The organism is Pseudomonas sp. NPDC088890 (assembly GCF_044900155.1).
Taxonomy (GTDB): domain Bacteria; phylum Pseudomonadota; class Gammaproteobacteria; order Pseudomonadales; family Pseudomonadaceae; genus Aquipseudomonas; species Aquipseudomonas urmiensis.
Map to the genome: position 1 here is coordinate 185305 of NZ_JBJDNG010000003.1, position 26679 is coordinate 211983.

Here is a 26679-nt window from a genome sequence, read left to right on the forward strand (position 1 = left end):
GATGAAAGCTGAACTGTTGATGCTGGCGCCATTGCTGGCCGATTACCAGGCGCGCCTGGATGAGCGTTTCCAGCGGGTCTGCGCCTTTGATGAAGGCAGCCGGCGGGCATTGCTGAGCGAGCGCCCGGAGCGCTTCACCACGCTGGTGACCAATGGCGGCGAGGGCGTCCCGCCCTGGCTCATGCAGGCGCTGGTCAACCTGCGGCTGATTGCGGTCAATGGGGTGGGGGTGGACCGCATCGACCTTGAGCAGGCGCACGCGCGGGGCATCGCGATCGTCACCACCGACGATCTCCTCACCGATGCCGTGGCCGACCAGGCCGTGGCCCTGCTGCTGGCTCAACTGCGCCAGGTGTGCCTGGCCGATCGCTTCGTCAGGCAGGGGCAGTGGCCCTTGGGTGGTTTCCCGCTGTTGGGGACCAGCCTGCGCGGGCAGCGAGTTGGCATCATCGGTCTGGGGCGGATCGGCATGGCCATCGCCGAACGGCTGCAGCCCTTTGGCGTCGTGCTTGCCTACCACAACCGTCGGCCACGAGCCGCTTGTACGTTTGCCTATCACGCCGATCCACTGAGCCTGGCTGCGGCCTGCGATATCTTGGTGGTGGCTGCGGCTGGCGGTAGCGGCTCGCGTCACCTGGTCAATGCCCGGGTGTTGGAGGCCTTGGGGCCGAACGGGGTCATCGTCAACGTGGCCAGGGGCAGCGTGGTCGATGAAGCTGAACTGGTCGCTCGCTTGGCCGACGGCCGTCTGGCCGGCGCTGCGCTGGATGTGTTTGCCGATGAGCCGCAAGTGCCCGAGGCGTTGCTGGGCATGGACAACGTGGTGCTCCAGCCGCATTTGGGCAGCGCCACCTTGCAGGCCCGCCAGGCCATGGCCGACTGCGTGGTGCGCGCGGTGATCTCAGCACACTGACGCCTCGCCCAACCACCGCAAAGGGGTTGGGCCAGCCGCGCTTACTGCTGCTGGAGAATCGACCCCAGCAAGCCCGGAAAACGCCCATCGAGCTCAGCGCTTCTGAGCGAATTCATATGCGTGGTGCCGACATTGCGCGTATGCACCAGCCCGGCATCGCGCAGCACACGAAAGTGATGGGACATGCTCGATTTGGGCCGCCCACCGTCCAACTCGCCACAGCTGGCCTCGGCCACAGCCGCCAGATGGCGGACGATTTCCAGGCGCACAGGGTCGCTCAAGGCGTAGAGCACGCGCTCCAGAATCAGGTCTTCAGGGTTGGGATGTTTATAGGCTCGCATGGCACACATGATAACGGGGGTTTCACAAATTGCCATAGTTCGAATATGATCGAACAATCGAATGCCAATTCAGCTTCTGGAGATTGTTCATGACCGCGCTATTCCAACCCTACACCCTCAAGGACGTTACCCTGCGCAATCGCATCGCCATTCCGCCGATGTGCCAGTACACCGCCGAGGTCGGCATGATCAATGACTGGCACCACGTCCACCTGGCCAGCCTGGCCCGTGGCGGTGCAGGCCTGGTGGTGGTCGAGGCCACGGCAGTCGCACCGGAGGGGCGCATCACCCCCGGCTGCGCCGGTATCTGGAGCGACGCCCATGCGCAAGCCTTCGTGCCGGTGGTCAAGGCGATCAAGGCGGCAGGTTCGGTGCCAGGCATCCAGATCGCCCACGCCGGGCGCAAGGCCAGCGCCAATCGGCCGTGGGAAGGGGACGACCACATTGCTGCCGACGATGCGCGCGGCTGGCAGACCATCGCGCCCTCGGCCATCGCCTTCGGTGCGCACTTGCCGAAAGTGCCGCGTGAGATGACCCTGGCTGACATCGCCCGTGTTCAACAAGACTTCGTCGATGCCGCCCGGCGCGCGCGTGACGCAGGCTTCGAGTGGATCGAGCTGCATTTTGCCCACGGTTACCTGGGCCAAAGCTTCTTCTCCGAGCATTCCAACCAGCGCACCGACGCCTACGGCGGCAGCTTCGACAACCGCAGCCGCTTCCTTCTGGAAACCCTGGCTGCGGTGCGCGAAGTGTGGCCGGAGAACCTGCCACTGACGGCGCGTTTCGGTGTGCTGGAATATGACGGTCGCGACGAGCAGACCCTTGAGGAATCGATCGAGCTGGCCCGCCGCTTCAAGGCCGGTGGCCTGGATCTGCTCAGCGTCAGTGTCGGCTTCACCATTGCCGAGACCAACATCCCGTGGGGCCCGGCGTTCATGGGGCCGATTGCCGAGCGCGTGCGTCGTGAGGCAGATTTGCCGGTGACTTCAGCCTGGGGCTTCGGTACGCCGCAGCTGGCTGAGGGGGCGTTGCAGGCCGGTCAATTGGACCTGGTATCGGTAGGCCGGGCGCACCTGGCAGATCCGCACTGGGCATACTTTGCGGCCAAGGAACTGGGGGTCGACAAGGCCTCGTGGACCTTGCCAGCACCCTATGCGCATTGGCTTGAGCGCTATCGTTGAGCCCTAGCTGATTTGTAGTCAGTTACGGCGCTATCGCGGGGCAAGCCCGCTCCCACGGGATGTAATCGAACACCTCGTGGGAGCGGGCGGGTCCCGCGATGCTTTCAACGGGGCGTCGACGCAAACAACGCTCGCGCCTCGTCGAAGCATTGCTCGGCAATTGCCGACCGAGGCTCGCTGCGGCGCAATAGCAGGCCAACCGGGCTGAGCACACTGGCGTCGGTGATGGGGATGATGCGCATGTGTTCGCTCAAGTCTTCCAGGCCGCAATCGAGCGGCATCACCGCACAGCACACGCCACTGGTGATGGCCTGGATCAGCTGGAAGGTGGAGTCGCTTTCCAGCACGGCCATCGGTTCCAGGCCGCGGCTGCGAAAGCTCAAGTCGAGCGATTGGCGGTAATGCATGCCCTTGCTCAACAGGCCCAACGGGATATCGCCGAGCTCCTCCCATCGCAAAGCACTGTGCTCGAGCTGGAAATGCCGGGTGTCGTGCAACAGGCCCATGGTGGTAGTGCCCAGTTCGATCACGTCGAAGAAGCTCGCGTTGACCTGGTCCAGATAGCAGATGCCCAGGTCCAGCTGGTTGCGGCTCAGGCCGTCGACGATCTGCTCGGAGGTGTGCGAGCTGAGCTGAAAGTGCAGTTCGGGGTATTTTTCGCGCAGCGGCAGCAGCAGGTGCATGGGGTTGAAGCTGGCCAGCGGCACGCTGCCCAGGCGCAGGCTGCCGACCACTTGGCCGCGACAGCTGGCCGCTTCGGCTTGCAGGCCGTCATGCGCCGCCAGCAGGGTGCGGGCCCAGGCCAGGATGCGCTCGCCGGCCTCGGTGAAACCTTCGAAGCGCTGGCCACGCTTGACCAGCACCAGGTCCAGTTCGTCTTCCAGGTTGCGCAGGCGCATGGACAGGGTCGGCTGGGTGATGTGGCACAGCGCCGCGGCCTGGCCGAAGTGGCGGGTCTGGTCGAGGGCGAGGAGAAACTTGAGCTGCTTGATATCCATGGGGCGGCCTGGCGGGCGGGAAACGGAGTTGCTTGACCTTAACCAAGTCTGCCGAGGCTGGCCAATCTTTAATGGTGACCGAATGATAGAGGCGGTTGATCGGCTGGTTCGCCATATCGATTGGACGCTGCCAAGGCTTGCCACTAGCGTGACGGCACTGCCAATTTCCAGAGGATGCCCAGGTGAGTGTAAAACCCGATGCGCAGTTCGTGCCGCTGAATATCGCCGTGCTGACCGTCAGCGATACCCGCAGCTTTGCCAACGACACCTCGGGCGAGCTGTTGGCCACCCGCTCGGTGCAGATTGGCCATCGTCTGGTCGAGCGGGTGTTGCTCAAGGACGACCTGTACAAGATCCGCGCCCAGGTCGCGACCTGGATTGCCGATGATCAGGTGCAGGTGGTGTTGATCACCGGCGGCACTGGATTTACCGGGCGCGACAGTACGCCGGAGGCGGTGGAATGTTTGCTGGACAAGCGTATCGATGGTTTCGGTGAGCTGTTCCGGGCGTTGTCGATCCTCGATATCGGCACCTCGACCGTGCAAAGCCGGGCGCTGGCCGGGTTGAGCAATGGCACCCTGGTGTGCTGCCTGCCGGGGTCGACGGGGGCGTGCCGTACGGCATGGGAGGGGATCTTGGCCGAGCAGTTGGATGCGCGCCATCGGCCGTGCAACTTCGTGCCGCATTTGAAGGCCGTGGGGTTGTGTGAAACGCGTGGATGAGTGAATGGGAATAGGGTGTCGTCTGTGCCGGCCCTATCGCGGGGCAAGCCCGCTCCCACGCAGTCGACATTTATCTTGGACATCTCGTGGGAGCGGGCTTGCCCCGCGATAGGGGCGCTCCTGCTAGTCAGCTCAGCACATGATCCACCGGCACCAACGCCGGTGGCAGCGGCTCATGCCCCAGCGCCGACAGCACATCGCGCTCGATCGTGCGCACCAGGGCATCGGTCGGCAGGTCGTTCTCATCGCGGCCAAACGGATCTTCCAGCTCGTTGCCAATCGCATCCAGGCCAAAGAACGTGTAGCTGACGATGGTGGTGAACAATGGCGCCAGCCAGCCCAGCGGTTCGGCCAGGGCAAACGGCAGCAACAAACAGAAGATGTAGATGGTTCGGTGCAGCAGCAAGGTGTAGGGGAAGGGCAGCGGCGTACCTTTGATCCGCTCGCAGGTCGCCTGGACTTCCGACAACCCGACCAGCCGCTGCTCAAGCAGGGTGTAGCGCCACTCACTGATCTGCTGGCGCTGCGCCAAGTCCGAACAGTGCTGGCCCAGCTCGCGCAGGATCCCATCACAGACATTGTGCGAACTGATCGCACTCGACTCGGCCAGCCATGGCCGCGCAGCACTGAGCGGATCTTCATTGCGCAGCCCGGCATTGAGTGCATGGGCAAAGCCACACAAGCTGCGCAGCAGCTCTGCACGCAGTCGCTGATCGGCAATTGCCGTGCTTTCGCGCACGAACGAGCGCATCTCGATGATCATCCTGCCCCAGGCCTTGCGCCCCTCCCACCAGCGGTCATAGCAGGCGTTGTTGCGAAAGCTCATGAAGATCGACAGCGACAGGCCAAGCAAGGTGAACGGAGTGGCGCTGACCGGCGAGAAGCGTTCCGGATAATGCCGCTCGACCAGCACGATCAGTGCAGCCAGCAAGGTCACCAGCAGGCAGCGCAAGGCGATGCGTTTGACGATCGAGCCCTTGAGGGTGAACAGCACACGCAGCACATCAGGGCGGGAGTGGACGATCATGGCAATCCAGAGGCGGCCGATCAGCCGCCGGTCATGTTCATGAAGCGCAGGATCTGTACCTCGCCGCCGACCTCGAAGTGGTGACGGTAAGGCTTGAGGTGCACGGCCTCACGGATGGCGTTCTCCAGCCGATGGCTATCACCCGGATGGGCGCGCAGGATCTGCTTGAGGTCCATCGAATGCTCGTTGCCCAGGCACAGCAGCAAGCGCCCTTCGACGGTCAGGCGCACCCGATTGCAGGTGGCGCAGAAGTTGTGGCTGTGCGGCGAGATGAAACCGACCCGGGTTTGCGGCGCCTCGGCCAGGCGCCAGTAACGGGCCGGCCCTTGGGAGGACTCGGCCGATTCGATCAGAGTGAAGTGCTCGGCCAAAAGCTCGCGCACTTCGTCGCTGGAACAGTAGGATTCGCCGCGTTGATGCTCGCTGATCACCCCGAGCGGCATTTCTTCGATAAAGGAGATATCCAGCTCGCGGTCGATGGCAAAGCGCACCAGGTCGACGATTTCATCGTCATTGCGGCCCTTGAGCACCACGCAGTTGAGCTTGGTGCGGCGAAAGCCTGCCTGGCGTGCAGCGTCGATGCCGGCGATCACCTGGGCCAGGTCGCCGGTGCGGGTGAGTTGGCGGAAACGCGCGCTGTCGAGGCTGTCGAGGCTGATGTTCAGGCGGCTGACGCCGGCGTCGAACAAAGGCTGCGCGAGTCGGCCCAGTTGCGAGCCGTTGCTGGTCAGGCACAGCTCACGCAGGCCGGGCAGGGCAGCAATACGCGCGCACAGTTCGACGATGCCCTGGCGCACCAGTGGCTCGCCACCGGTCAGGCGGATCTTGCGGGTACCGAGGGCGACGAAACGCTCGGCCACTTGGTACAGCTCTTCGAGGCTGAGGATCTGCTGGCGCGGCAAGAACTGCATGTCTTCGGCCATGCAGTACACGCAACGGAAGTCGCAACGGTCGGTGACCGACATCCGCAGGTAGTCGATTCTTCGGTTGAAGCCGTCGATCAGGGCCTGGCCGTTGGGTTCCACATTCGCGCTCTGAGTAAGAGGGGGTTAGGTCCAAGCTATAACCTGCGCCGGGCTGCGTCAAATTGCTTTGCCCTCTCACATGATCAATCTCCTCTATCACTGCCGCAGGCCTCGATTGGCAAGGGCTGTAGGCCATGATCGACAGGGCTTATCGTGCTGTAAGACATTTCGATTGGACGCACCAGGGGCGGCCTTCTTAGGCTGGAAAAAACATCGGGCGACTCGATCCGGTGAACCATTCGATGCCCCGCGTGAGGATCTACCGCATGAGCCAAGACCAACACATCAGGGACTACAAGGGCCCGGCCGCCGGCTGGGGCGCGCTCAAGAGCGTGACCAAGAGCTGGCTGGGCAGTGAAAACGCCTTCAAGAACCTGCGGGCCATGCTCAAGACCAACCAGAATGGGGGCTTCGACTGCCCCGGCTGCGCTTGGGGCGAGTCGCCGGAAAGCGACATGGTCAAGTTCTGCGAAAACGGCGCCAAGGCGGTTAACTGGGAGGCCACCGGCCGCTCGGTGGACCCGGCGTTCTTCGCCAAGTACAGCGTCAGCGCCCTGGCCGAGCAGAGCGACTATTGGCTCGAATACCAAGGCCGCCTGACCCACCCGATGCGCTACGACGCCGCCACCGATCATTACGTAGAGACCAGCTGGGACGAGGCCTTCGCCCTGATCGCCAAGCACCTTAAAGCGCTCGCTTCGCCCGATGAAGCCGAGTTCTACACCTCAGGTCGGGCCAGCAACGAAGCGGCGTTTCTCTATCAGCTGTTCGTCCGCGCCTATGGCACCAACAACTTCCCCGATTGCTCGAACATGTGCCATGAAGCCAGTGGCGTGGGCATGGGCAGCACACTCGGGGTGGGCAAGGGCACGGTGGTGTTCCATGACCTGGAACTGGCCGATGCGATCTTCGTGATTGGTCAGAACCCTGGCACCAATCACCCGCGCATGCTCGAACCGCTGCGTGAGGCGGTCCGCCGGGGCGCGCAGGTGGTGTGTTTCAACCCGCTCAAGGAGCGCGGCCTGGAGCGCTTCCAGCACCCGCAGCACCCGTTCGAGATGCTCAGCAATGGCTCTGAACCCACCAATACCGCCTACTTCCGCCCAGCGCTGGGCGGTGACATGGCGGCCATGCGCGGCATCGCCAAGTTCCTTTTGCAGTGGGAGCGCGAGGCTCAGGCCAATGGCCAGCCGGCGGTGTTCGACCATGCCTTCATCGCCGAGCACACCGATGGCATCGACGACTACCTGGCGGCGGTCGATGCTACTTCCTGGGAGCATATCGTCGAGCAGTCTGGCCTGACCCTGGCCGAGATCGAGCTGGCTGCACGCATGTACCGCAAGGCTGAGCGGGTGATCATGTGCTGGGCCATGGGCGTTACCCAGCATCGCCACTCGGTGCCGACCGTGCAGGAGCTGGTCAACCTGCAACTGCTGCGCGGCAACGTCGGCAAGCCGGGGGCCGGCCTGTCGCCAGTGCGCGGCCACAGCAACGTGCAGGGCGACCGCACCATGGGCATCGACGAGAAGCCCAAGGCAGCGTTGCTCGACGCCCTGGAAAAACGCTTCCAGTTCAAGGTGCCGCGTGAGCATGGGCATAACGCCGTGCTGGCGATCCAGGCGATGGAGCAGGGCCGGGCCAAGGTGTTCATCGGCCTGGGTGGCAATTTCGCCCAAGCCACGCCGGATACCCCACGCACTCACGAGGCGCTGCGCAAGTGTGCGCTGACCGTGCAGATATCCACCAAGCTCAACCGCTCGCACCTGGTGACCGGGCGGGACGCGCTGATCCTGCCGTGCCTGGGCCGGACCGAGATCGACCTGCAAGCCAACGGCCCGCAAGGGGTGACGGTGGAAGACACCTTCAGCATGGTGCACATCTCCCACGGCCAGCTCAAAGCGCGCTCGCCGCACATGCGCTCGGAGCCGGCGATCATTGCCGGGATGGCCCAGGCGACCTTGGGCAAGCACCCGATCGACTGGGAGTACGCCATCGCCGACTACAGCCGGATCCGCAGCATGATCGCTGATGTGATCCCGGGCTTTGCCCACTTCAATCAGCGCCTCGAGCAACCCGGCGGCTTCCACCTGGGCAACAGTGCGGCCGAGCGCAACTGGCGCACCTCTACGGGCACCGCGCGCTTTACCGCCAGCGCCCTGCCTGAGCACTTGGTCAACGCCCAGGTGCTGGCACGCGGGGATAAACCCGATCTGATCTTGCAGACCTTGCGCTCGCACGATCAGTACAACACCACGCTGTATGGCCTGGATGATCGCTATCGCGGGGTGTTTGGCCTGCGCGAAGTGGTGTTCGTCAACGAAGCCGACATCCGCCGCCTGGGCTTCGAGCCTGGCGAGCAGGTGGACATGGTTTCGCTCTGGGAGGACGGCCGTGAACGGCGGGTTAGTGGCTTTCGCCTGGTGGCGTTCGATGTGCCCGAGGGGCAGGCGGCGGCGTATTACCCGGAGACCAATCCGCTGGTGCCGTTGGAGAGCTATGGCGAAGGAACGTACACGCCGACCTCCAAGTTCGTGGCGATTCGTTTGGAGAAAGCCAAACAGGGCAATCGGATCGGGCTGGTTACTGCTGATTGATGGCGCCAATACCGGCCACTTCGCGGGCAAGTTGCAGCGGCGGTGCGCCGCTGCAACTTGCCCAGGTTTCAGCGATGAACCGGATAAGCCGTGGTGTACTTCATCTGCTCCATGGCAAAACTCGAGGTGATGTTCGACAGCCCATCGGTGCTGGTAATCAGCTTCTTGTAGAAGCGGTCATAGGCTGCGATATCGCCCACCACCACACGCAGCATGTAGTCCCAATCCCCCGACATGCGATAAAACTCCATCACCTCTTCGAAGCTGCTCACCGTCGCGGCAAACTGCTCGAGCCAGGCGCTGTCGTGGCGTTGGGTCTTGAGCTGGACGAACACGGTCAGGCCCAGCCCCAGGCGCTCAGGGTCGAGCAGGGCGACGCGGCCACGGATGTAGCCTTCGTCTTCCAGGCGCTTGACCCGCTTCCAGCAGGGGGTGGTGGTGAGGTTGACCGCTTCGGCCAAGTCCTTGAGGGAAATCGATGCGTCGCGCTGGAGCAGGGTGAGGATGTGCTGGTCGAAACTGTCCATATCGGCGGGCGGCTATCAGCAGAAAAATATCCTCCACATTAGCTCAGCCAGAGCATGCAGAAAACACCATGGGCTTATCCGCGCAAAGGAAATTCCCCGCTCGGCCAGGGCGCGTTGGATATGCGATAGTGGCGCACTTCACTTCTTTCCCAGTCAATGGACCCGACCATGTCCGACAAGCCGCGTAATTTCGCCACTCGCACCATTCATGCTGGCGAGCAATCCAGCGTTGCCGACAACGCCATCTTCCCGCCGATCTACACCGCCAGCTCGTACATCAAGCGCGGCCTGGACGATAACCCCGAGTACGCCTACAGCCGCGTCGCCAACCCGACCCGGCATGCCTATGAAACCTGCGTCGCCGCTCTGGAAGAAGGGGTTGGCGCGGTGGCGTGCGCCTCGGGTGTGAGCGCCACCGCCACAGTGCTGGAGCTGCTCTCCAAGGACGCTCACGTGGTGGTGATGAACGGCGTCTATGGCGGCACCTTCCGTCTGCTTGAAGACTACCGTGGGCGCACCTCGGGGCTGACCACCAGCTATGTCGACCTCAATGACCTGGAGGCCGTCGCTGCCGCAATTCGCCCAGAAACCCAGCTGATCTGGATCGAGTCGCCGACCAACCCGCTGCTGCACCTGGTCGATATCCAGGCGGTGTGCACGCTGGCCCGCGAGCGCGGCATTCTGACCTGCATCGACAACACCTTCTGCTCGCCCTGGAACCAGCAGCCAATCACCCTGGGCGTGGACTTGGTGATGCATTCGGCGAGCAAGTACATTGGCGGTCACTCCGACCTGACCGGTGGCGTGGTGGTCGCGGCCAACCAGGAGCTGCTCGGGCGCCTGCGCAAGATCAGCATGGCGGTGGGCGCGATCCAGGGCCCGTTCGATTGCTACCTGGCCCTGCGCGGGCTGAAGACCCTCGATGTGCGTATGGAGCGCCAGAGCGCCAACGCCCTGCGTGTAGCGCAGTTCCTTGAGGCGCATCCACAGGTCGAACAGGTGTATTACCCAGGCCTTGAGAGCCATCCGCAACACGCGCTGAGCAAGCGCCAGATGCGCACCGGTGGTGCGGTGGTGGCCATGCGCATCAAGGGTGATCGGGCGGCGGTCAATCGCCTGGTCGAAGCGCTGTCGATCTTTGTCCTGGCCGACTCCCTGGGTGGGGTGGAAAGCATGATCAACCACTCCTGGAGCATGTCGCACAACTCCCTGAGCCCTGAGCAGAAAGGGCTGATGGGGATCGGCGAAAACCTGCTGCGGCTGTCGGTGGGGATCGAGGATTACCGGGATCTGATCGAGGATCTGGATGTGGCCCTGAAGGCGTCTGCGTAAGCGCCTGACAGAGCCATCGCGGGGCAAGCCCGCTGCCACGTCGAACTCGTCGCGAGTAGCAGGTGGCAGCAGGTGTGCCCGGCGATGTTTGGTTGTGCCCGGCTCAGGATTTGGGCGGATGGATAATTCGTTCGATCTTGTCCTTGATCAGCAACCTTTCCTTGCGAAGCCGGTTGACGGCGTCGTCTGCGGTGCCGTTGCCCTCGGCGGCCACCACCTCTTTGTCCTTGCCGTTGTATTCCTTGTGCAGCTTGTGCAGCGCCGGGTCCTTGTCGATCAGGGCCTGGAAGGCATCAGCAGTAATGTGCAAGTCAGCGAGCAGATCATGCGGTACGGGCATTTCTTCACCTCTGTTCAGGGTTAGCGAAAGGTGTTGAACCCTGAGGATAGTCGCCTTTGCCGCGCGGGGGGAGTGGGGTAGGCTGTCGCTTCTGCCCGCGAACCGGAAACCCCTGCCATGCCGCACTTGAACCTGGAATACAGCGATAACCTGCCTGAGCTGAAGGTCGATGTACTGCTGTTGCGCCTAAACAACGCCTTGTTGGCCAGCGGCCAATTTGCCGATGAGCTGGATATCAAGAGCCGTGCCCAGGCCTTCGCCAACTACCAGGTAGGCACCGCGCTGGCCGCGCGAGCGTTTGCCCATGTGCGCCTGGCGATCCTCAGCGGGCGCACCGAAGCGGTCAAGAAACAACTGAGCGCGCATCTGCTGGAGGTGCTGCGCGAGACCATCCCGGCGCAGCCCGGCCTGGATATCCAGTTGTGCGTAGAAGTGCTGGATATCGAGCGTGAGCCGTATGCCAAACTTCGGCTGCCCGGCTGAATGCCCGCTGAATGAACTTGATTTAATCGATTAAAAGGCGCCTGGCGATTGTTTGTTGGCGTCTTTTTCACAAAAAATTGATGGCACGCTTTCCACAATTCGGCCACTTCCCAGGCGCCCGCTCGGCGCACTGGCCGATAATCCATCTCGATTGCGGACATCATGCTCAAGCTCAAGAACCTGCGGACCGAATGGGTCACGCTGCTGGCCAGCCTTTACCTGTTGATCGGCTTCAACGGCCTGCTCTGGGGGCATTTACAATCGGTAGTGCCGCCCGGTGTGGTGGGGCTTTGGCTGCTGCTGGCGTTTGCCGTACTGATGTTCTTTGCGTTCAATCTGGTGCTGACACTGGTTGCCTTTCGATATGTATTGAAACCGGTGTTGATGCTGTTGTTTATCAGCGGCGCGGCAGTGGCCTACTTCATGAATCAATATGGCGTGCTTATTGATGCAGGCATGTTTCGCAATGTCGCTGAAACCAATATCACTGAAGTACGCGATCTGCTCTCGTTGAAGTTTGCCTTGTCTATTCTTCTGCTGGGCGTATTGCCGTCCTTGCTGGTGTACAAGGCCCCGATTGCCTACCGCCCCTGGCACCGGGAGTTGTTTGGCAAGCTATTGGTCAGTGGTGCCTGCGCGGTGGCCTTGGGCTCGGTGGCGCTGGTCAATTATCAAGGCCTGGCCTCGCTGTTTCGCAATCACCACGAAATCCGCCTGATGCTCACCCCAAGCAATATCGTCGGGGCCTCGTTCAGTTATGCCAGCGAGCGCCTGGGCAGCGCTGCCCAGCCCTTTGCGCACTATGGCCAAGACGCCCGGCGCGATGCGGCCTGGCAACGCCATCAACGCAAGTCGCTGACAGTGCTGGTGGTTGGCGAAAGTGCGCGGGCGGAGAACTTCGGGGTATTGGGCTACGCCCGCGACACCACCCCGCGCCTGAGCAAGGAGCCAGGCTTGCTGGCATTCGCCGATGTGCATTCGTGCGGCACCGAAACCGCGGTCTCGGTGCCGTGCATGTTCTCCGGCATGCCGCGCAAGGACTACGACGCCAGCGTTGCCCGCAATCGCGAAGGCTTGCTGGATATCCTCCAGCGTGCTGGCCTGAGCGTGCAATGGCGAGACAACCAATCGGGCTGCAAGGGCACCTGTGACCGGGTGCAGTTCGTCGATGTCAGCAACCTCAAGGATCCGGCCCTGTGCGCCAATGGCGAATGCCATGACGAGATCCTCTTGCAGGGTCTCACGCAACTGCTCGACAACCTTGATCAGGACACCGTGCTGGTCCTGCATCAGATGGGCAGCCACGGCCCTGACTACTACAAACGCTACCCACAGGCTTTCCAGCGCTTCACCCCGGTCTGCCAGAGCAATGCCCTGAACCAGTGCGATCAACAGGCCATTGTCAACAGCTACGACAACACCCTGGGCTATACCGATCAGGTCCTGGCTTCGCTGATCGATATCCTGCGCAGCCGCCAGGGCCAGGTCGACACCGCTATGATCTATCTCTCCGACCACGGCGAGTCGCTGGGCGAATACAACCTTTATCTGCATGGCACGCCGTACATGCTGGCGCCAGAGCAACAACGTCATGTGCCGATGCTGGCGTGGTTCTCCGACAGCTACCGGGAGGATTTCGCCCTCGATACCGATTGCCTGGCGCGCCTGCGTGACGCGCCGTTGAGCCAGGACAACCTGTTCCATTCGATGCTCGGCCTGTTGCAGGTGCACACCGAGGTCTACCAGCAGGCGCTGGACCTGTTCGCTGGCTGCCGGCCCTGGCTGGCGGCAGGTCGCTGAGCACGCCCAGGATGGGCGCGATGGTCGCCAGGTTTCGCGTGCAGAGCCCACGGCGTATATACTGCGCGCCAATGATTGTGGGAGAGCCTCGTGGCCATCGAAATACACTGGATCTGTGACGACCAAAGCCTGGCCGAGCACTGCCGGACCTGGCGCGAACTGCCCTTCGTAGCGCTCGATACCGAATTCATGCGGGTCGACACCTTTTATCCGAAAGCCGGCCTGCTGCAGATCGGCGATGGCAACAAGGCCTTTCTGATCGATCCGTTGCTGATCGGCAACTGGCAGCCGCTGGCCGAGTTGCTCGAAGACAGCGCTGTGGTCAAGGTCGTGCACGCCTGTAGCGAAGACCTCGAAGTGCTGCTGCGCCTGACCGGCAAGCTGCCCCAACCGTTGTTCGACACGCAACTGGCCGCGGCCTATCTGAACATTGGCTTCTCGATGGGCTATTCGCGCCTGGTGCAGGAGGTGCTCGGGCTCGACCTGCCCAAGGGCGAGACGCGCTCCGACTGGTTGCAGCGCCCACTGTCGGAAACTCAGGTCAGCTACGCCGCCGAAGATGCCGTGCACCTGGCCGAGTTGTTCCGCAAACTGCGCCCGAAACTGTCGGACGACAAATACGCCTGGGTGCTGGAAGACGGCGCCGAGCTGGTCGCGCAGATGCGCCGCGAGGTTGAACCCGAGACCCTCTACCGCGACGTCAAGCTGGCCTGGAAACTGTCGCGCCAGCAACTTGCGGTGTTGCGTGAGCTGTGCGCCTGGCGCGAGCGCGAGGCGCGTATCCGCGACCTGCCGCGCAACCGCGTGCTGCGTGAGCATTCGCTGTGGCCGATGGCCAAGACCCAGCCCGACAACCTCTCGGCGCTGGCCAAGATCGATGACATGCACCCGCGTACCATCCGCCAGGACGGCGAGTTCCTGCTCAAGCTGATCAAGCAGGCCGGCAGCGTGCCCGCCGAGCAGTACCCGGAAGCCTTGCCCGAACCCCTGCCGATCGAAGCCTCTGGCATCCTCAAGCGCCTGCGTGCGGTTGGCCAGGCCGAAGGCGAGCGGTTGGGCATCGCCCCCGAGCTGATGCTGCGCAAAAAGACCCTCGAAGCCCTGCTCAAGAGCGGCTACCCCAACGGTCCCTATCAATTGCCTGATTCGCTGCGCGGCTGGCGTCGCGAGCGGATGGGCCAGGCCCTGCTGGATGATCTGGCAGGTGCCGGAGAAGCCTGATGAAACGTATCTGTTCGATCTACAAAAGCCCGCGCAAGAACGAGATGTACCTCTACGTGCTCAAGGCCGATGGCCTGGAGCGTGTTCCCGACGGCCTGCTGCCGTTTTTCGGCACCCCGATCCACGCCTTCGACCTGGTGCTCAGCCCAGAGCGCAAGCTGGCCCGCGAGGATATCGCCAAGGTGCTCGAGAACCTTGAGAGTCAGGGTTATCACTTGCAGATGCCGCCCGCTGAAGACGAGTACATCGAGCACCTGCCCGAAGAGCTGCTGCGCCGCAACGACCCGGTCTGATTGCGGCCCGCGGCTAATCCTCTGCCAAGCGGCCCGCCAGTCGGGCCGCATTTAGTTGTCTGCCAAGGTTGTTTTTCAAGATGCGCGTTCTGATCGCTGAACAGGATCATGCCAACTACGCTCGCCTGTTGGCCGAAGCGGCCCCGGACCTGCAGGTGGTGACCAGCGGGGACTCCGCCGAACTGGCCCGCCTGGCGCCCGACAGCCCAGTGTGGCTGGGGCAGCCTGACCTGCTCGCCAGCCTGCTGCGCCAGGGCCATAAGCCGCAATGGGTGCAATCGACCTGGGCCGGCATCACCCCGTTGTTGGCTGACGGCCTGCCACGTGATTACCGCCTGACCCGCGCCGTGGGGATTTTTGGCCAGGTCATGGCCGAATACATGCTGACCTACATGCTCGGCCATGAGCGCGATGTGCTGTCGCGGCTGGTCAGCCAGGTCGAGCGGCGTTGGGACGACCGCCCAGGGCGCACCTTGGAGGGGCGTCAGGTGCTGATCGTCGGGACCGGTGATATCGGTCAACGTGTTGCCGAGTTCCTGCTGCCATTTGGCGTGGTCTTGCGCGGCGTTGCCAGCAGTGCCCGGGAGCAGGCGCCGTTCGTTGAAGTGGCGGGGTTGGATCAGTTACCGCACATGGTCGAACAATCGGACTATGTGCTTAACCTGCTGCCCGATACACCCGCGACCCATGATCTGTACGACGCTGCGCTGTTCAAGCGCTTCAAGCCCAGCGCGCTGTTCATCAACGCCGGGCGCGGGGTGGCGGTGGTCGATGGCGACCTGGTCGAGGCGCTCAAGGAAGGGCATCTGGCAGGCGCGGTGATCGATGTCTGCCGTCAGGAGCCGTTGCCCCAGCGCCACCCGTTCTGGACCGCCTGGGGCTTGCTGTTGACCGGGCACAGCTCGGCGCCCACCTCGCCAGCGGCGATGGTGCGTTTGTTCGTCGAGAATGCACGGGCGTATGCGGCGGGACAGGGCTTGCGTGGGGAAGTGGATTTTCTGCGCGGGTACTGAACTTGATTGCTCCTCATCGCGGGGCAAGCCCGCTCCCACGCTCGTATGAGCTGCGCCCCAGATGTTGGACACCCATCCATCATCTGGGGCGTAGCTCAGTATCTCGTGGGAGCGGGCTTGCCCCGCGATGAGGCCGGCACAGGCGATAAACCTATTACAAGCTGAAATCACCCTCAGCCGCCAATTCGCTCAACGGCCGCCGCGGGCTCGGCACTTCACGCGCCTGCAACGCCTCGGCCAGGGTGGCCTTGTCGCCCAGCTTGCCGATCGCAACCATGGCATGCAGGTCATAGCCCTCGGGGATCTTCAGTTCCTTGCGCGCCAGCTCCTGGTCGAACCCGGCCATGCCGTGGGTGTGCCAGCCACTGATGCTCGCTTGCAGGGCCAGGTGGCCCCAGGCGGAACCGGTGTCGAAGGTGTGCCACAGCGCCGGTTTGTCATCGAAGCTGGTCTTGGAGATGATCAGCACCAATGCCGAAGCCTGCTGGGCCCAGCTACGGTTGAACGGCACCAGCAGTTCCAGGTAGCGCTCCCAGTTGGGGGTGTCGCGCCGCGCATAAAGGAAGCGCCATGGCTGTGAGTTGTACGCCGACGGCGCCCAGCGCGCCGCTTCCAGGAAGCTCAGCAGAATGTCTTCGCTGATCGGCTCGGCGGTAAACGCGCGCGGCGACCAGCGGTTGATGAACTGCTCGTTGATGGCGTAATCGGCAATGCGGGGATTGGCGCTCATGGTGGCTCCTGCAAGGTAGGGAAAGACCAGAAGCGCACGCTACTGCGTCCAGCAGGTACTGACAAGCGGTCTGGCTTTGCCCAAGGCCAGGCTCTAGACTGGCGCCGCCGCGCGCCGTGAATGAAGAATCAATGCAGGAAACCGTGTGATGATGCCGCAAACCGCGCCCTTCTGGCGGCGCAAGACCCTCGAACAGCTCGATGCGCAGGAGTGGGAATCGCTCTGTGACGGCTGCGGCATGTGCTGCCTGCAAAAGCTCGAGGATGAGGACGACAACAGCGTCTACTACACGCGTATCGCCTGCAAGCTGCTCGATCTCGACAGCTGCCAGTGCAGCGACTATCCCAACCGCTTTGCCCAGGTGCCTGACTGCATCCAGCTCACCCCCGGCAAGGCCGATCAGTTCAAATGGTTGCCGCCCACCTGCGGCTATCGCCTGGTCAGTGAAGGCAAGGATCTGCCCGCCTGGCACCACCTGGTCTGCGGTGACCGCAAGCAGGTGCATGAGCAGCGTATCTCCCAGTCTGGACGTATGCTCAGTGAGAACGATGTGGATGAAGACGACTGGGAAGACCACCTGATTTTCCGCGCCGGCTGAGCCCCGGTCTTTCGCCTCTGCTGAACAAGGAGTTTCTGTATGCGTCGCCCTCTGCTGTTGGTCCTGGGTCTTGCGGCCTGCACGCCGGCCTGGGCCAAGAAGGTCGATCTGGATTACCAGGTGCGATTGCTGCCATCGACCAGCCAGGCCGAGGTGCGCCTGACCCTGGCTGACGGCAGCGCGGTGCGCAGCCTGGACTTCGACCTGGGCAAGGCGGGCGCCTACAGCGAGTTTCACGCCGACGGCCAATGGCAGCAGCAGGGCGAGCGCGGGATATGGCGCCCGGCGCCAGGCAAGACCAGCCTCAGCTACCGCGTGCAACTCGACCAGAAACCCCACGGCGGCGCCTATGAAAGCCGCATCACCCCGCACTGGGCAGTGTTTCGTGGCGATCAGCTGGTGCCCCCGGCGCGCCTCGACCAGCAGGACGGCACCGAGCTGGTCGCACGCCTGGCTTTTGAATTGCCGGCGGGCTGGAAGAGTGTAGAAACCGCCTGGCCGCGCATCGGCAAGCAGAAGTTCCGTATCGATAACGTCTCGCGGCTGTTCGACCGTCCCACCGGTTGGATGCTGGCTGGCAACCTTGGCAGCCGCCGGGCGCGCCTGGGCGAAACCGACGTGACCGTGGCGGCGCCGCAAGGGCAGGGCATGCGCCGCATGGATACCCTGACGTTACTGACGTTCGTCTGGCCTCAAGTGCAGGCGGTGTTCCCACGTAATCCGCCCAAGCTGTTATTGGTCGGCGCGCGCGATGAGATGTGGCGCGGCGTGCTGACCGGACGCAATTCGCTGTTCCTGCACAGTAACCGGCCGTTGATCGGTGACAGCGGCAATAGTCCGCTGCTACGCGAACTGGTGCAGGTGTTCGCACAGATCAATGACCGCGATGGCAGCGACTGGATCGGTGAGAGCCTGACCGATTACTACGCCAACGAATTGCTGCGTCGCGCTGGAGGCGTCAGTGATGACCGCTATCAGGCCTGGCAGGCGCGCCTGCAAAAGCTAGGCAGCAAAGTCACCCGCCTGCGCGGCAACCAGGCCGACCCTGGTCAGGTCGCGCGGGGCGTGCAGCTGTTGCAGGCGCTGGACCGCGAGATCCGCCTGCACACCCAGAACAAGCGCTCGCTGGATGATGTCGCGCGGGCGCTGATGCGCGTGCCGAGCGTCAACACCGAAGAGTTCATCCAGCTCAGCGAAAGCGTGCTGGGGCGCCAATCCGAAGTGCTGCAAAGCAAGCTCCTGCGCTGACGCCTTTCTCTCAAAACCTGCGCTAAACCTGTGCGAGCGGGCTTGTCTCTCAAAACCTGCGCTAAACCTGTGCGAGCGGGCTTATCTCTCAAAACCTGCGCTAAACCTGTGGGAGCGGGCTTGCCCCGCGATGGCGATCACCGGCCCGACGCTGCAGTTAAATTTTCGCCGCAGGATCCGTCCCAGTCACCGTCACCCCGCGCGTCGCCGCCTCGGCACTGGCCCTGAGCACCTCAAGCTCTGCCGCGCTGCGCTGAATGTCGCCACGCAGGCGCTGATACTCCTGGCGATGGCTCAACCACCAGGCCTTGGTCGAGCAGTGCCCGCTGATCCCGCGTGCCAGTGCCAACCCTCCAACCGCCACCTGCAACAGGCCGATCAGGCCGCCATGGCGCAGGCCTTTGCCGATCATCAATGCACCACCCGCCAGCGAACTGGCGCGTTCCAGGCCGTGGACGTTGTGCTCTTTGCTAACTGTGGGGGAATGGATATCGAGCATGACGAACTCTCCGTTGGAAGTGTAAGCAGCTGACCCTGCTGGTAACAGGCGCGTTCATTTCGATTGCTGGACGGCGGTTGCGCTGCGCGTGTTGGCCCCTGCTTCGACAGGTAACGCAAGCCGGCGATCGTGCTTCACAATGTCCGGTCTGAATACTTTTCTGTCGGGTTTGGCAATGCATCATTCAGCACGCCAACTCGGTCGCTTAGAATCCATGCAGGCCGCTAAATACGTGCCCTGCGCGGATCGAGCCATTCATCCAAAAGGCTGTAGACAAATTGTCTAACAGCGCCCTATAGTCGTTATACAAATAGTAGACACAGCGCTATGACAACAAAGAAGGCCGCCATGAAAGCCACTAGCATCGTCCAGCCGATCAGCAACGAGGTGCCCCAGGACCGCAAGGCCGTCCTGGCCCAAGCGCTGCGTCGGCGCATCCTCAGCATGGAGCTGGCGCCTGGTGCGGTGGTGGATGAACTGGCCCTGTGCGACGAATTCGGCCTGTCGCGTCCACCGGTTCGCGAGCTGCTGCGCCAGATTGCCGCCGAAGGCTACATCGAGCTGGAAGCCAACCGTGCGCCACGGGTAGCGGCGATGAACCACGAGTCGCTGCACAGCTTTTACCTGGCCGCGCCGCTGATCTACGTCGCCACCACCCAGCTGGCCGCCAGCTACGCCAGCGCCGCCGAGATCGAAGGGCTCAAGGGCATCCAAGCCCAGTTCCGCCAGGCGATCGAACAGCGAGACGTGGAAAACCGGGTGCTCTACAACGATGCCTTCCACCTGGAAATCGGCAAGATGGCGCACAACGACTACCTGATGCCCAGCCTGCGGCGGATCCTTATCGACCACACTCGCCTGGGCAAGATCTTCTACCGCCACCCGACCACCGATGACATGCAGCGCGATCTGGAACTTGCCTGCGCGCAGCACGAGCAGATCATCGAGGCGATCGAGCGGCGCGATCCTGAAACCGCGGGCCGCGTGGTGCGTGCGCACATGGAATTGTCGCGCCGACGCATGGCCGAGTACGCCGCACCCCAGGGACTGGATGTGCCGATCGAAATGTAGAGATTGAAGTCACCGTCCGTAGCGGTGAATGCACGACCACAACACACCAGGTCCATGAAATGACAAGAATAACTTCGCTGCCTGCCGATGATGCCTCCTGTGGCTGGTTCCACCTGAGCAAGCCCCGTCAGCCCCGGCCCGCCCACAGCGGCCAGGGCAAAGCCCGCTGGGTGGTGGTCGGCGCCGGTTTTACCGGCCTTGCTGCCGCGCGGCAACTGGCAGCGAACTTTCCCGATGACCAGATCGTGCTGATCGAGGCCCAGCAGGTTGGCTATGGCACCTCCGGGCGCAATGCCGGCTTTGCCATCGACCTGCCGCATGACATCGGCGCAGAGGACTACATTGGCGACATCGGCATCGCCAAGAGCATCCTCAAGCTCAATCTGGGCGGTCAGGCTTACCTCAAGGAGCTGGTCGAGCGCTATGCCATCGACTGCCAGTTCAAGCACTGCGGCAAATACCAGGCGGCCGTCGAAGATCGCGGCATCGCCGTGCTGGAAGCCTATCGCCGGGGGCTGGACAAGCTCGATCAACCTTACCAGATGATCGATGGGCGCGATTTGCCCGAGCACATCGGCACCGATTTCTACCGCAAGGGCCTGTTTACCCCAGGCACCGCGCTGATCCAGCCAGCGGCGTTGGTCAAAGGTCTGGCCGACAACCTGCCGAGCAACGTTGCGCTGTACGAGAACACCCCAATCCTTGATGTCGAATATGGCGACAAGGTGCTCTTGCGCCACGCCAATGGCTCGATCATGGCCGACAACCTGGTGCTGACCACCAACGCCTTTGGCATGAGCTTTGGCTTTCTCAAAGGGCGCATGCTGCCGGTGTTCACCTATGCCAGCATCACCCGCCCGCTGAGCGAGGACGAGCAGGCGCGCCTGGGCGGCAAGCCCTATTGGGGCGTGATTCCGGCGGACCCGTTCGGCACTACCTTGCGCCGCACGGTCGACAACCGCCTGCTGATCCGCAACAGCTTCAGCTACAACCCCGATGGGCGCAGCAATGGCAAATACCTGCAACGTTTCGTCGAGCGTCACCGCGAGTCGTTCGCCCGGCGTTTCCCGATGTTGCCCGAGGTCGACTTTGACTATACCTGGGGCGGTGCATTGGCCCTGTCGCGTAATCACATGGGCTTCTTCGGCAAGTTGGCGCCGAATGTATTCGGTGCGCTGTGCTGCAATGGGCTTGGTGTTACCCGCGGTACGGTGACCGGCAAACTCTTGGCCGATTGGCTGGCGGGCCAAAGCAATGAGTTGATCGACTTCTTGCTGAACGCTCCAGGGCCTTCTGCCAATCCACCGCAGCCCTTGGTATCGCTGGGCTTGAACCTGAATCTGATGTGGGGGCAATACCGCGCCGGAAAAGAAAGCTGAGCCATCGATAAGTTAACGATTCACGTGCAATTGGCTGGGGCTTAGTTACCCGGCACGGGCGCCCTTTGCCCAGACAAAGATGATCGAGGCGGGTAGTCGATCGAACGAGGCTGAAGGCAGTTTTCAGTGTCGCGCACGCGCTCGCCTTGAATAAGTGCACTACAGAAGTGGTAGGAACAATAATGACAAGTCCGAATATTTCCGTTGAAGATGTACCGCTCAATCGCTTTCACCAGTTGCTGACCGTGCGCTCCGGCGGTGGCTCGTTCGTCGATGGCTATGTACTGAGCATTATTGGCGTGGCCCTGGTGCAGATGTCCGCCGGCTTGAACCTGAGCAGTTTCTGGCAAGGCATGATCGCCGCGTCGGCGCTGATCGGGATCTTCTTTGGTGGCTTTTTCGGCGGTTGGCTGACCGACCGTTTTGGCCGCAAACGGGTGTTCTTCGTGGGCCCGGTGCTGTTCATGCTGGCCTCGCTCAGCCAGTTCTGGGTCGAGTCGGCGCTGGTGCTGTTTTTGCTGCGCTTTGCCATCGGCATCGCGGTGGGCATCGAGTACCCGGTGGCGACCTCGCTGCTGGTGGAGTTCTTGCCCAAGAAGAACCGCGGCCCGCGCCTGGCTACCCTGACCATTCTCTGGTTTGCCGGGGCGGCGTTCGCCTATGTCATTGGCGATCTGCTTTTGCGCCACGGCGGCGAGGAGTCCTGGCGCCTGGTGCTGGCCAGCCCGGTGGTGATCGGCGCGCTGCTGTTGGTGCTACGCATGGGCACCCCGGAATCGCCACGCTGGCTGCTGAGCAAAGGCCGTGCGGCCGAGGCTGAGGCGGTGATCAAGCAGGTCTACGGCAGTGATTTCTCCCTGCGCAACCTGCCTGAAGAGCCCAAGCAGAAGAAACTCTCGTTGCTCAGCCTGCTGCACTCAGGCTACGGCAAACGCATGCTGTTCGTGGCGATGTTCTGGACCTGCTCGGTCATCCCGGTGTTCGCCGTGTATGCCTTCGCGCCCAAGGTGCTGGCCGCGCTCAACCTCAAGGGCGACTGGGCTTCGTTCGGTTCGGTGGCGATCACTTTCCTGTTCGTGGTCGGCTGCATCATCGCCACCCGCCTGATCAACGGCATGGGTCGGCGGCGCATGCTGATCAACAGCTTTGCCTGGTCGGGCATGGCGCTGCTGGGCCTGGCGGCATTCCACGCCGGCTCCGAGCTGCTGATCCTCGGCTTGTTTGGCGCCTACGCGCTGTTCATCGGCGGCGCGCAGGTGCTGCAGCTGGTGTATCCGAACGAGCTGTTCCCCACTGAAATTCGTGCAGGCGCGGTCGGCGTGGGCACTTCGCTGTCGCGGGTCGGTGCTGCCATCGGCACCTGGCTGGTGCCGATGGCGCTGGATAGCTACGGCATCGCTTTCACCATGTACGCCGCGGCCATCGTCACCTTCATTGGCCTGGCGTTCTCTGTCGCGCTGGCGCCGGAAACCCGTTCGCTGAACCTGCAGCAAGCTGCATCGCTGGGCTGAATCACCACCACGGCGTGGCGCTGATCGGGCGCTGCGGCCTGAACAAAACTGATCGTTGCATTGGAGAACTCACCGTGAAATTCGAAGGCATCTATACCCCGGCAATCACTCCGCTGGCCGCGGACGGCTCGATCGACAAGGCGGCGTTCGCCGACGTCCTTGAGTACCTGATCGATTCGAAGATTCATGGCGTCATCATCGGCGGTTCCACCGGCGAGTACTACGCGCATACCTCCCAGGAACGCATCGAGTTGGCCGCCCAAGCCAAAGACGTGCTCAACGGCCGCCTGCCGCTGATCGTCGGCACCGGTGGCATCCGCACCGAAGACGCGGTGGCCTTTGCCAAGCACGCCAAAGAGATCAAGGCTGATGCGTTGTTGGTCGGCACGCCGCCGTACGCCCTGCCGACTCAGCAGGAGATCGCTCAACACGTCAAAGCCGTTGACGCTGCCGCCGACCTGCCGATCATGCTCTACAACTACCCAGGCCGCATGAGCGTGAGCATGGGCGAGGAATTCTTCGATGCCGTGGCGGATGTGAAGAACATCGTCGCCATCAAGGAAAGCTCCGGTGACATGGGCCAGCTGCACCGCCTGGCCATCCAGCGCCCGAACATCCAGCTGTCGTGCGGCTGGGACGACCAGGCCCTGGAGTTCTTCGCCTGGGGTGCACAAAGCTGGGTGTGCGCCGGCTCCAATTTCATCCCGCGCGAGCACGTGGCCCTGTATGAGGCCTGCGTGATCGACAAGGACTTCGACAAAGGCCGGCGCATCATGGGCGCGATGATGCCGCTGATGGACTTCCTCGAAGGTGGCAAGTTCGTCCAGTCGATCAAGTACGGCGTGGCCCTGAACGGCCTGAGCACCGGTGGCGTGCGCAAGCCGCTGTCCGAGCTGGACGCTGCCGAGAAGCAGGCGCTTGAGCGCGTCGTGAGCGAACTCAAGCGCAACATCGCACAGATCACCGGGGGAGCCTGACCATGGCCCAATTGCTGAGCAAGGACCAATACGCGGCCATCGCCGCCGACCTGCAACTGCGTACCCAGGCGTTCATCGACGGTGAGTTCCGCGATGCCATCTCGGGCCGCACCTTCGTCACCACCAACCCGGCCACCGGCAAGCAGCTGGCTGAAGTCGCCGCGTGCGACGTGCAGGACGTGGACGTCGCCGTGGCGGCCGCCAAGCGCGTGTTCGAAGACGGTTCCTGGGCGAAGCTGCAACCGGGTGAGCGCAAACACATCCTGCTGAAATTCGCCCAGCTGCTGGAAGACCACAGCCACGAGCTGGCGGTACTGGAAGCATTGGACAGCGGCAAGCCGGTCAGCGAGTGCCAGAACGTCGACGTTCCAGAAACCATCCACACCATCCGTTGGCACGCCGAGCTGATCGACAAGATCTACGACAACACCGCGCCGACCGGCAACGCCGCGGTGACCATGGTGGTGCGCGAGGCGATTGGCGTGGTCGGCCTGGTGCTGCCGTGGAACTTCCCGCTGCTGATGCTGGCCTGGAAGATCGCCCCGTCACTGGCCGCCGGTTGTTCGATCGTGGTCAAGCCGGCCAAGGAAACCACCCTCAGCGCCCTGCGGGTAGCCGAGCTCGCCCATCAGGCGGGTGTCCCGGCCGGGGTGTTCAACCTGGTGCCTGGGGGTGGCCGTGAAGTAGGCGAGGCCATTGGCCGGCACATGGACATCCCCATGGTCAGCTTCACCGGCTCTACCGACACCGGCCGCTTGTTCCTCAAGTACGCGGCCGAGTCCAACCTCAAGCGCATCGTCCTCGAGCTGGGTGGCAAGAACCCGGCTGTGGTGATGAACGACTGCGAAGACTTGGATGAAGTGGCCCAGTTCGTCACCGCCGGTGCGTTCTGGAACATGGGCGAGAACTGCTCGGCGTCGTCGCGGCTGATCGTGCACAAGGACGTCAAGGATCAACTGCTGAGCTTGATTGCCAAGCACCTGAAGCAATGGAAACTCGGCGATCCCCTCGACCCGGACAACCGCCTCGGGGCGATGGTCAGCAAGTCGCACTTCGACAAGGTCAAGTCCTACCTGGAGTACGCCGCCGAGCACAAGCTCAACGTGGTGCAGGGTGGCCAGACCGAGCAGGGGGTGTTCGTGCAGCCGACCATCGTCGATGGCGTGGCGCGCGATAGCCGCCTGTTCGTCGAGGAGATCTTCGGGCCAGTGCTGAGCGTTACCTCGTTCGAGACCATCGAGGAGGCCATCGAGCTGGCAAACGACACCATCTACGGCCTGGCGGCTTCGGCCTACACCGGCAGCCTGCGCAATGCCCTGCGCCTGTCGCGGGAGATTCGCGCGGGCGTGGTCACGGTCAACTGCTTCGGCGAAGGCGATGCTTCGACGCCGTTCGGTGGTTACAAGGAGTCCGGCTTTGGTGGGCGCGACAAGTCGATTTGGGCGCATGACCAGTACACCGAGCTCAAGACCATCTGGATCAACGCGGCGTAAACCGAGCATTTTGGGGCCGCTTTGCGGCGGTTCGGCGCCCCGACAAGCCCGCTCCCACAGGTACAGCGCCGTTGCGAAGATGAGCGCTATCCCTGTGGGAGCGGGCTTGCCCGCGAAGAGGCCGGAACAGACACAACCTAGACACACAACTTACAGACACATCCTGCTTCACAGCGAATAAGCAGCACGGCTCGGCAATGAGCTAGACAAGGCTGCGGCGCTGACGGCTACCGGGACACCGGCGGCCACACATTCCCTGAAACCAAGAAAAACCCGTGCACAGATCCACTGGGGAGTGGCTGCGTGCGCACCTAAAATCTTTTGTGAGTCGACTGCCATGATCGTTTCCCAAGCCAGCGCGCTTGCGCCTGCGCTATCCCACCGCAACGCCCTGCTCGTTGCCCATATCGCCGCCGTGCTGTTCGGTCTGACCGGCATTCTCGGCGCCCTGATCCATGCTGACGCCACGGTCATTACCGCCGGCCGCGCGGTGTTCGCCGTGCTGGCCCTGGGGGTGATGGCGCTGATGCAGCGTAAGGCCCTGTTCACTGGCCTTGATTGGCACAAGTTCGCCGTGATGCTGTTCACCGGCGCCATGCTGGCAGCGCACTGGGTGACGTTCTTCATCGCCATCAAGGTCGGCGGGGTAGCGGTGGCGACCCTGGGCTTTGCCAGCTTCCCGGCGTTTATCGCGCTGCTCGACCTGCTGGTGTTTCGCGAACGTCTGCACCTGCGTGAAGCGTTGCTGCTGGGCTTGGTGACGCTGGGGCTGGTGCTGGTGGTGCCGTCGTTCGACCTGCTGGACCAGGGCACGCTGGGGCTGCTCTGGGGCTTGGCCTCGGGTCTGTCGTTCGCCTTGCTGGCAATCGCCAATCGGCGTGCCGCGCGGGGCATGGATGCGCTGCAGGTGGCGTTCTGGCAGAACCTGACGGTGGCCGTGCTGGTGGCGCCGTTTGCGCTGAACCAGTTGATGGTGCAGGGCTTGCAGGTAACGGATTGGGTCTACCTGGCGCTGCTCGGGGTGTTTTGCACGGGGTTGTCGCAGTTCTTGTTCGTCAAGAGCCTGGAAGGGCTGCAGGCGCGTAGCGCGGGGATGATCATTGCCCTGGAGCCGGTGTATGCGATTGCCTGTGCCTGGGTGCTGTTCGCCGAGCAGCCGTCGCTGCGAATGCTGGTGGGGGCGGCGCTGGTGATCGTGGCGACGGTGCTGTCGGCCTGGAGCAAGCCTGCCAGTGAGCGTCTGGCTTGAGATTATGCGGCCGCTTCGCGGCCCATCGCACGCCCACGAGGGGCACAATTGCCCATGAGTAAACTGCCCCCCCGAAGTTGGACAACCCATCCAGCTTTCAGGCGGCAGCCCACT

The 26679-nt window shown here is 62.9% G+C and carries 26 protein-coding genes; 18 read left to right on the top strand and 8 right to left on the bottom strand.

Translation table 11 applies throughout. The features are described from left to right. Nucleotide 1: 1 nt before the first annotated feature. A complete protein-coding gene (locus ACI2JX_RS08600) occupies nucleotides 2-913 on the top strand; it encodes a 2-hydroxyacid dehydrogenase (RefSeq protein WP_404689890.1) in 912 nt (303 codons plus the stop codon). Nucleotides 914-954: 41 nt separating this feature from the next. On the opposite strand, the gene ACI2JX_RS08605 is transcribed toward ACI2JX_RS08600, so the two are convergent. Next, on the bottom strand, nucleotides 955-1290 hold the full coding sequence (locus ACI2JX_RS08605; RefSeq protein WP_186555479.1) for a helix-turn-helix transcriptional regulator: 336 nt from the start codon (nucleotides 1288-1290) through the stop codon (nucleotides 955-957). A 53-nt stretch (nucleotides 1291-1343) separates the two neighbouring features. Between ACI2JX_RS08605 and xenA the strand changes: the two genes are divergently transcribed. Further along, nucleotides 1344-2435 (top strand): xenobiotic reductase XenA, encoded by a 1092-nt coding sequence (gene xenA, locus ACI2JX_RS08610; RefSeq protein WP_404689891.1) that lies wholly within the window; start codon nucleotides 1344-1346, stop codon nucleotides 2433-2435. Between the two features lie 104 nt (nucleotides 2436-2539). On the opposite strand, the gene ACI2JX_RS08615 is transcribed toward xenA, so the two are convergent. Then, the gene (locus ACI2JX_RS08615; protein WP_264236183.1) at nucleotides 2540-3433 is read right to left on the bottom strand and encodes a LysR family transcriptional regulator; all 894 of its coding nucleotides are present in this window, start codon (nucleotides 3431-3433) and stop codon (nucleotides 2540-2542) included. A 182-nt stretch (nucleotides 3434-3615) separates the two neighbouring features. Here ACI2JX_RS08615 and moaB point away from each other — a divergent pair, with 182 nt between their 5' ends. Continuing rightward, a complete protein-coding gene (gene moaB, locus ACI2JX_RS08620; RefSeq protein WP_186555311.1) occupies nucleotides 3616-4155 on the top strand; it encodes a molybdenum cofactor biosynthesis protein B in 540 nt (179 codons plus the stop codon). A gap of 127 nt (nucleotides 4156-4282) precedes the next feature. On the opposite strand, the gene ACI2JX_RS08625 is transcribed toward moaB, so the two are convergent. Together ACI2JX_RS08625 and moaA are read right to left on the bottom strand one after the other, a co-directional pair. Continuing rightward, the gene (locus ACI2JX_RS08625) at nucleotides 4283-5182 is read right to left on the bottom strand and encodes a bestrophin family protein (protein ID WP_368973767.1); all 900 of its coding nucleotides are present in this window, start codon (nucleotides 5180-5182) and stop codon (nucleotides 4283-4285) included. 20 nt (nucleotides 5183-5202) lie between these two features. Beyond that, nucleotides 5203-6207 (bottom strand): GTP 3',8-cyclase MoaA, encoded by a 1005-nt coding sequence (gene moaA / locus ACI2JX_RS08630; RefSeq protein WP_264236185.1) that lies wholly within the window; start codon nucleotides 6205-6207, stop codon nucleotides 5203-5205. A gap of 266 nt (nucleotides 6208-6473) precedes the next feature. On the opposite strand from moaA, the gene ACI2JX_RS08635 reads away from it, so the two are divergent. Then, nucleotides 6474-8801: an FdhF/YdeP family oxidoreductase gene (locus ACI2JX_RS08635; protein ID WP_404689892.1), complete on the top strand. Its 2328-nt coding sequence runs from the start codon at nucleotides 6474-6476 to the stop codon at nucleotides 8799-8801. A 68-nt stretch (nucleotides 8802-8869) separates the two neighbouring features. Here ACI2JX_RS08635 and ACI2JX_RS08640 read toward each other — a convergent pair whose 3' ends face one another. Further along, nucleotides 8870-9328, bottom strand: a complete 459-nt coding sequence (locus ACI2JX_RS08640; RefSeq protein WP_186555307.1) for an Lrp/AsnC family transcriptional regulator — start codon at nucleotides 9326-9328, stop codon at nucleotides 8870-8872. Nucleotides 9329-9484: 156 nt separating this feature from the next. Here ACI2JX_RS08640 and ACI2JX_RS08645 point away from each other — a divergent pair, with 156 nt between their 5' ends. Then, nucleotides 9485-10660 carry a PLP-dependent aspartate aminotransferase family protein gene (locus tag ACI2JX_RS08645; protein WP_186555306.1) on the top strand — a complete coding sequence of 392 codons (1176 nt, stop codon included), beginning with the start codon at nucleotides 9485-9487 and terminating at the stop codon, nucleotides 10658-10660. Between the two features lie 103 nt (nucleotides 10661-10763). Here ACI2JX_RS08645 and ACI2JX_RS08650 read toward each other — a convergent pair whose 3' ends face one another. After that, nucleotides 10764-11000: a YdcH family protein gene (locus ACI2JX_RS08650; RefSeq protein WP_404689893.1), complete on the bottom strand. Its 237-nt coding sequence runs from the start codon at nucleotides 10998-11000 to the stop codon at nucleotides 10764-10766. A 117-nt stretch (nucleotides 11001-11117) separates the two neighbouring features. Between ACI2JX_RS08650 and ACI2JX_RS08655 the strand changes: the two genes are divergently transcribed. From ACI2JX_RS08655 to ACI2JX_RS08675, 5 genes are all read left to right on the top strand, one after another. After that, the gene (locus ACI2JX_RS08655) at nucleotides 11118-11483 is read left to right on the top strand and encodes a 5-carboxymethyl-2-hydroxymuconate Delta-isomerase (RefSeq protein ID WP_264236188.1); all 366 of its coding nucleotides are present in this window, start codon (nucleotides 11118-11120) and stop codon (nucleotides 11481-11483) included. A gap of 162 nt (nucleotides 11484-11645) precedes the next feature. Then, nucleotides 11646-13283 carry a phosphoethanolamine transferase gene (locus tag ACI2JX_RS08660; RefSeq protein WP_264236189.1) on the top strand — a complete coding sequence of 546 codons (1638 nt, stop codon included), beginning with the start codon at nucleotides 11646-11648 and terminating at the stop codon, nucleotides 13281-13283. A 90-nt stretch (nucleotides 13284-13373) separates the two neighbouring features. Continuing rightward, on the top strand, nucleotides 13374-14504 hold the full coding sequence (gene rnd / locus ACI2JX_RS08665) for a ribonuclease D (RefSeq protein WP_404689894.1): 1131 nt from the start codon (nucleotides 13374-13376) through the stop codon (nucleotides 14502-14504). Then, on the top strand, nucleotides 14504-14797 hold the full coding sequence (locus ACI2JX_RS08670; RefSeq protein WP_368973197.1) for a YcgL domain-containing protein: 294 nt from the start codon (nucleotides 14504-14506) through the stop codon (nucleotides 14795-14797). The genes rnd and ACI2JX_RS08670 overlap by 1 nt, the downstream gene beginning before the upstream one ends. An 80-nt stretch (nucleotides 14798-14877) precedes the next feature. Then, complete coding sequence (locus ACI2JX_RS08675; RefSeq protein ID WP_404689895.1) at nucleotides 14878-15810, top strand: D-2-hydroxyacid dehydrogenase; 933 nt, start codon at nucleotides 14878-14880, stop codon at nucleotides 15808-15810. A 154-nt stretch (nucleotides 15811-15964) separates the two neighbouring features. On the opposite strand, the gene ACI2JX_RS08680 is transcribed toward ACI2JX_RS08675, so the two are convergent. Continuing rightward, nucleotides 15965-16540 (bottom strand): nitroreductase family protein, encoded by a 576-nt coding sequence (locus tag ACI2JX_RS08680; protein WP_186555300.1) that lies wholly within the window; start codon nucleotides 16538-16540, stop codon nucleotides 15965-15967. 148 nt (nucleotides 16541-16688) lie between these two features. Here ACI2JX_RS08680 and ACI2JX_RS08685 point away from each other — a divergent pair, with 148 nt between their 5' ends. Both ACI2JX_RS08685 and ACI2JX_RS08690 read left to right on the top strand, forming a co-directional pair. After that, nucleotides 16689-17138 (top strand): YcgN family cysteine cluster protein, encoded by a 450-nt coding sequence (locus ACI2JX_RS08685; protein ID WP_186555299.1) that lies wholly within the window; start codon nucleotides 16689-16691, stop codon nucleotides 17136-17138. A gap of 39 nt (nucleotides 17139-17177) precedes the next feature. Then, nucleotides 17178-18386 (top strand): hypothetical protein, encoded by a 1209-nt coding sequence (locus ACI2JX_RS08690; RefSeq protein WP_404689896.1) that lies wholly within the window; start codon nucleotides 17178-17180, stop codon nucleotides 18384-18386. A gap of 157 nt (nucleotides 18387-18543) precedes the next feature. On the opposite strand, the gene ACI2JX_RS08695 is transcribed toward ACI2JX_RS08690, so the two are convergent. Further along, a complete protein-coding gene (locus ACI2JX_RS08695) occupies nucleotides 18544-18885 on the bottom strand; it encodes a DUF2892 domain-containing protein (RefSeq protein ID WP_186555297.1) in 342 nt (113 codons plus the stop codon). 348 nt (nucleotides 18886-19233) lie between these two features. On the opposite strand from ACI2JX_RS08695, the gene ACI2JX_RS08700 reads away from it, so the two are divergent. From ACI2JX_RS08700 to ACI2JX_RS08725, 6 genes are all read left to right on the top strand, one after another. After that, complete coding sequence (locus ACI2JX_RS08700) at nucleotides 19234-19956, top strand: GntR family transcriptional regulator (protein WP_404689897.1); 723 nt, start codon at nucleotides 19234-19236, stop codon at nucleotides 19954-19956. Nucleotides 19957-20015: 59 nt separating this feature from the next. Beyond that, nucleotides 20016-21335, top strand: coding sequence for an NAD(P)/FAD-dependent oxidoreductase (locus tag ACI2JX_RS08705; RefSeq protein WP_404689898.1), 1320 nt, complete (start codon nucleotides 20016-20018; stop codon nucleotides 21333-21335). Nucleotides 21336-21517: 182 nt separating this feature from the next. Next, complete coding sequence (locus tag ACI2JX_RS08710; protein ID WP_404689899.1) at nucleotides 21518-22846, top strand: MFS transporter; 1329 nt, start codon at nucleotides 21518-21520, stop codon at nucleotides 22844-22846. 74 nt (nucleotides 22847-22920) lie between these two features. Then, nucleotides 22921-23823: a dihydrodipicolinate synthase family protein gene (locus tag ACI2JX_RS08715; RefSeq protein WP_404689900.1), complete on the top strand. Its 903-nt coding sequence runs from the start codon at nucleotides 22921-22923 to the stop codon at nucleotides 23821-23823. 2 nt (nucleotides 23824-23825) lie between these two features. After that, nucleotides 23826-25316 (top strand): aldehyde dehydrogenase, encoded by a 1491-nt coding sequence (locus tag ACI2JX_RS08720; RefSeq protein WP_404689901.1) that lies wholly within the window; start codon nucleotides 23826-23828, stop codon nucleotides 25314-25316. Nucleotides 25317-25653: 337 nt separating this feature from the next. Beyond that, nucleotides 25654-26565 carry a DMT family transporter gene (locus tag ACI2JX_RS08725; RefSeq protein ID WP_404689902.1) on the top strand — a complete coding sequence of 304 codons (912 nt, stop codon included), beginning with the start codon at nucleotides 25654-25656 and terminating at the stop codon, nucleotides 26563-26565. Nucleotides 26566-26679 lie beyond the last annotated feature (114 nt).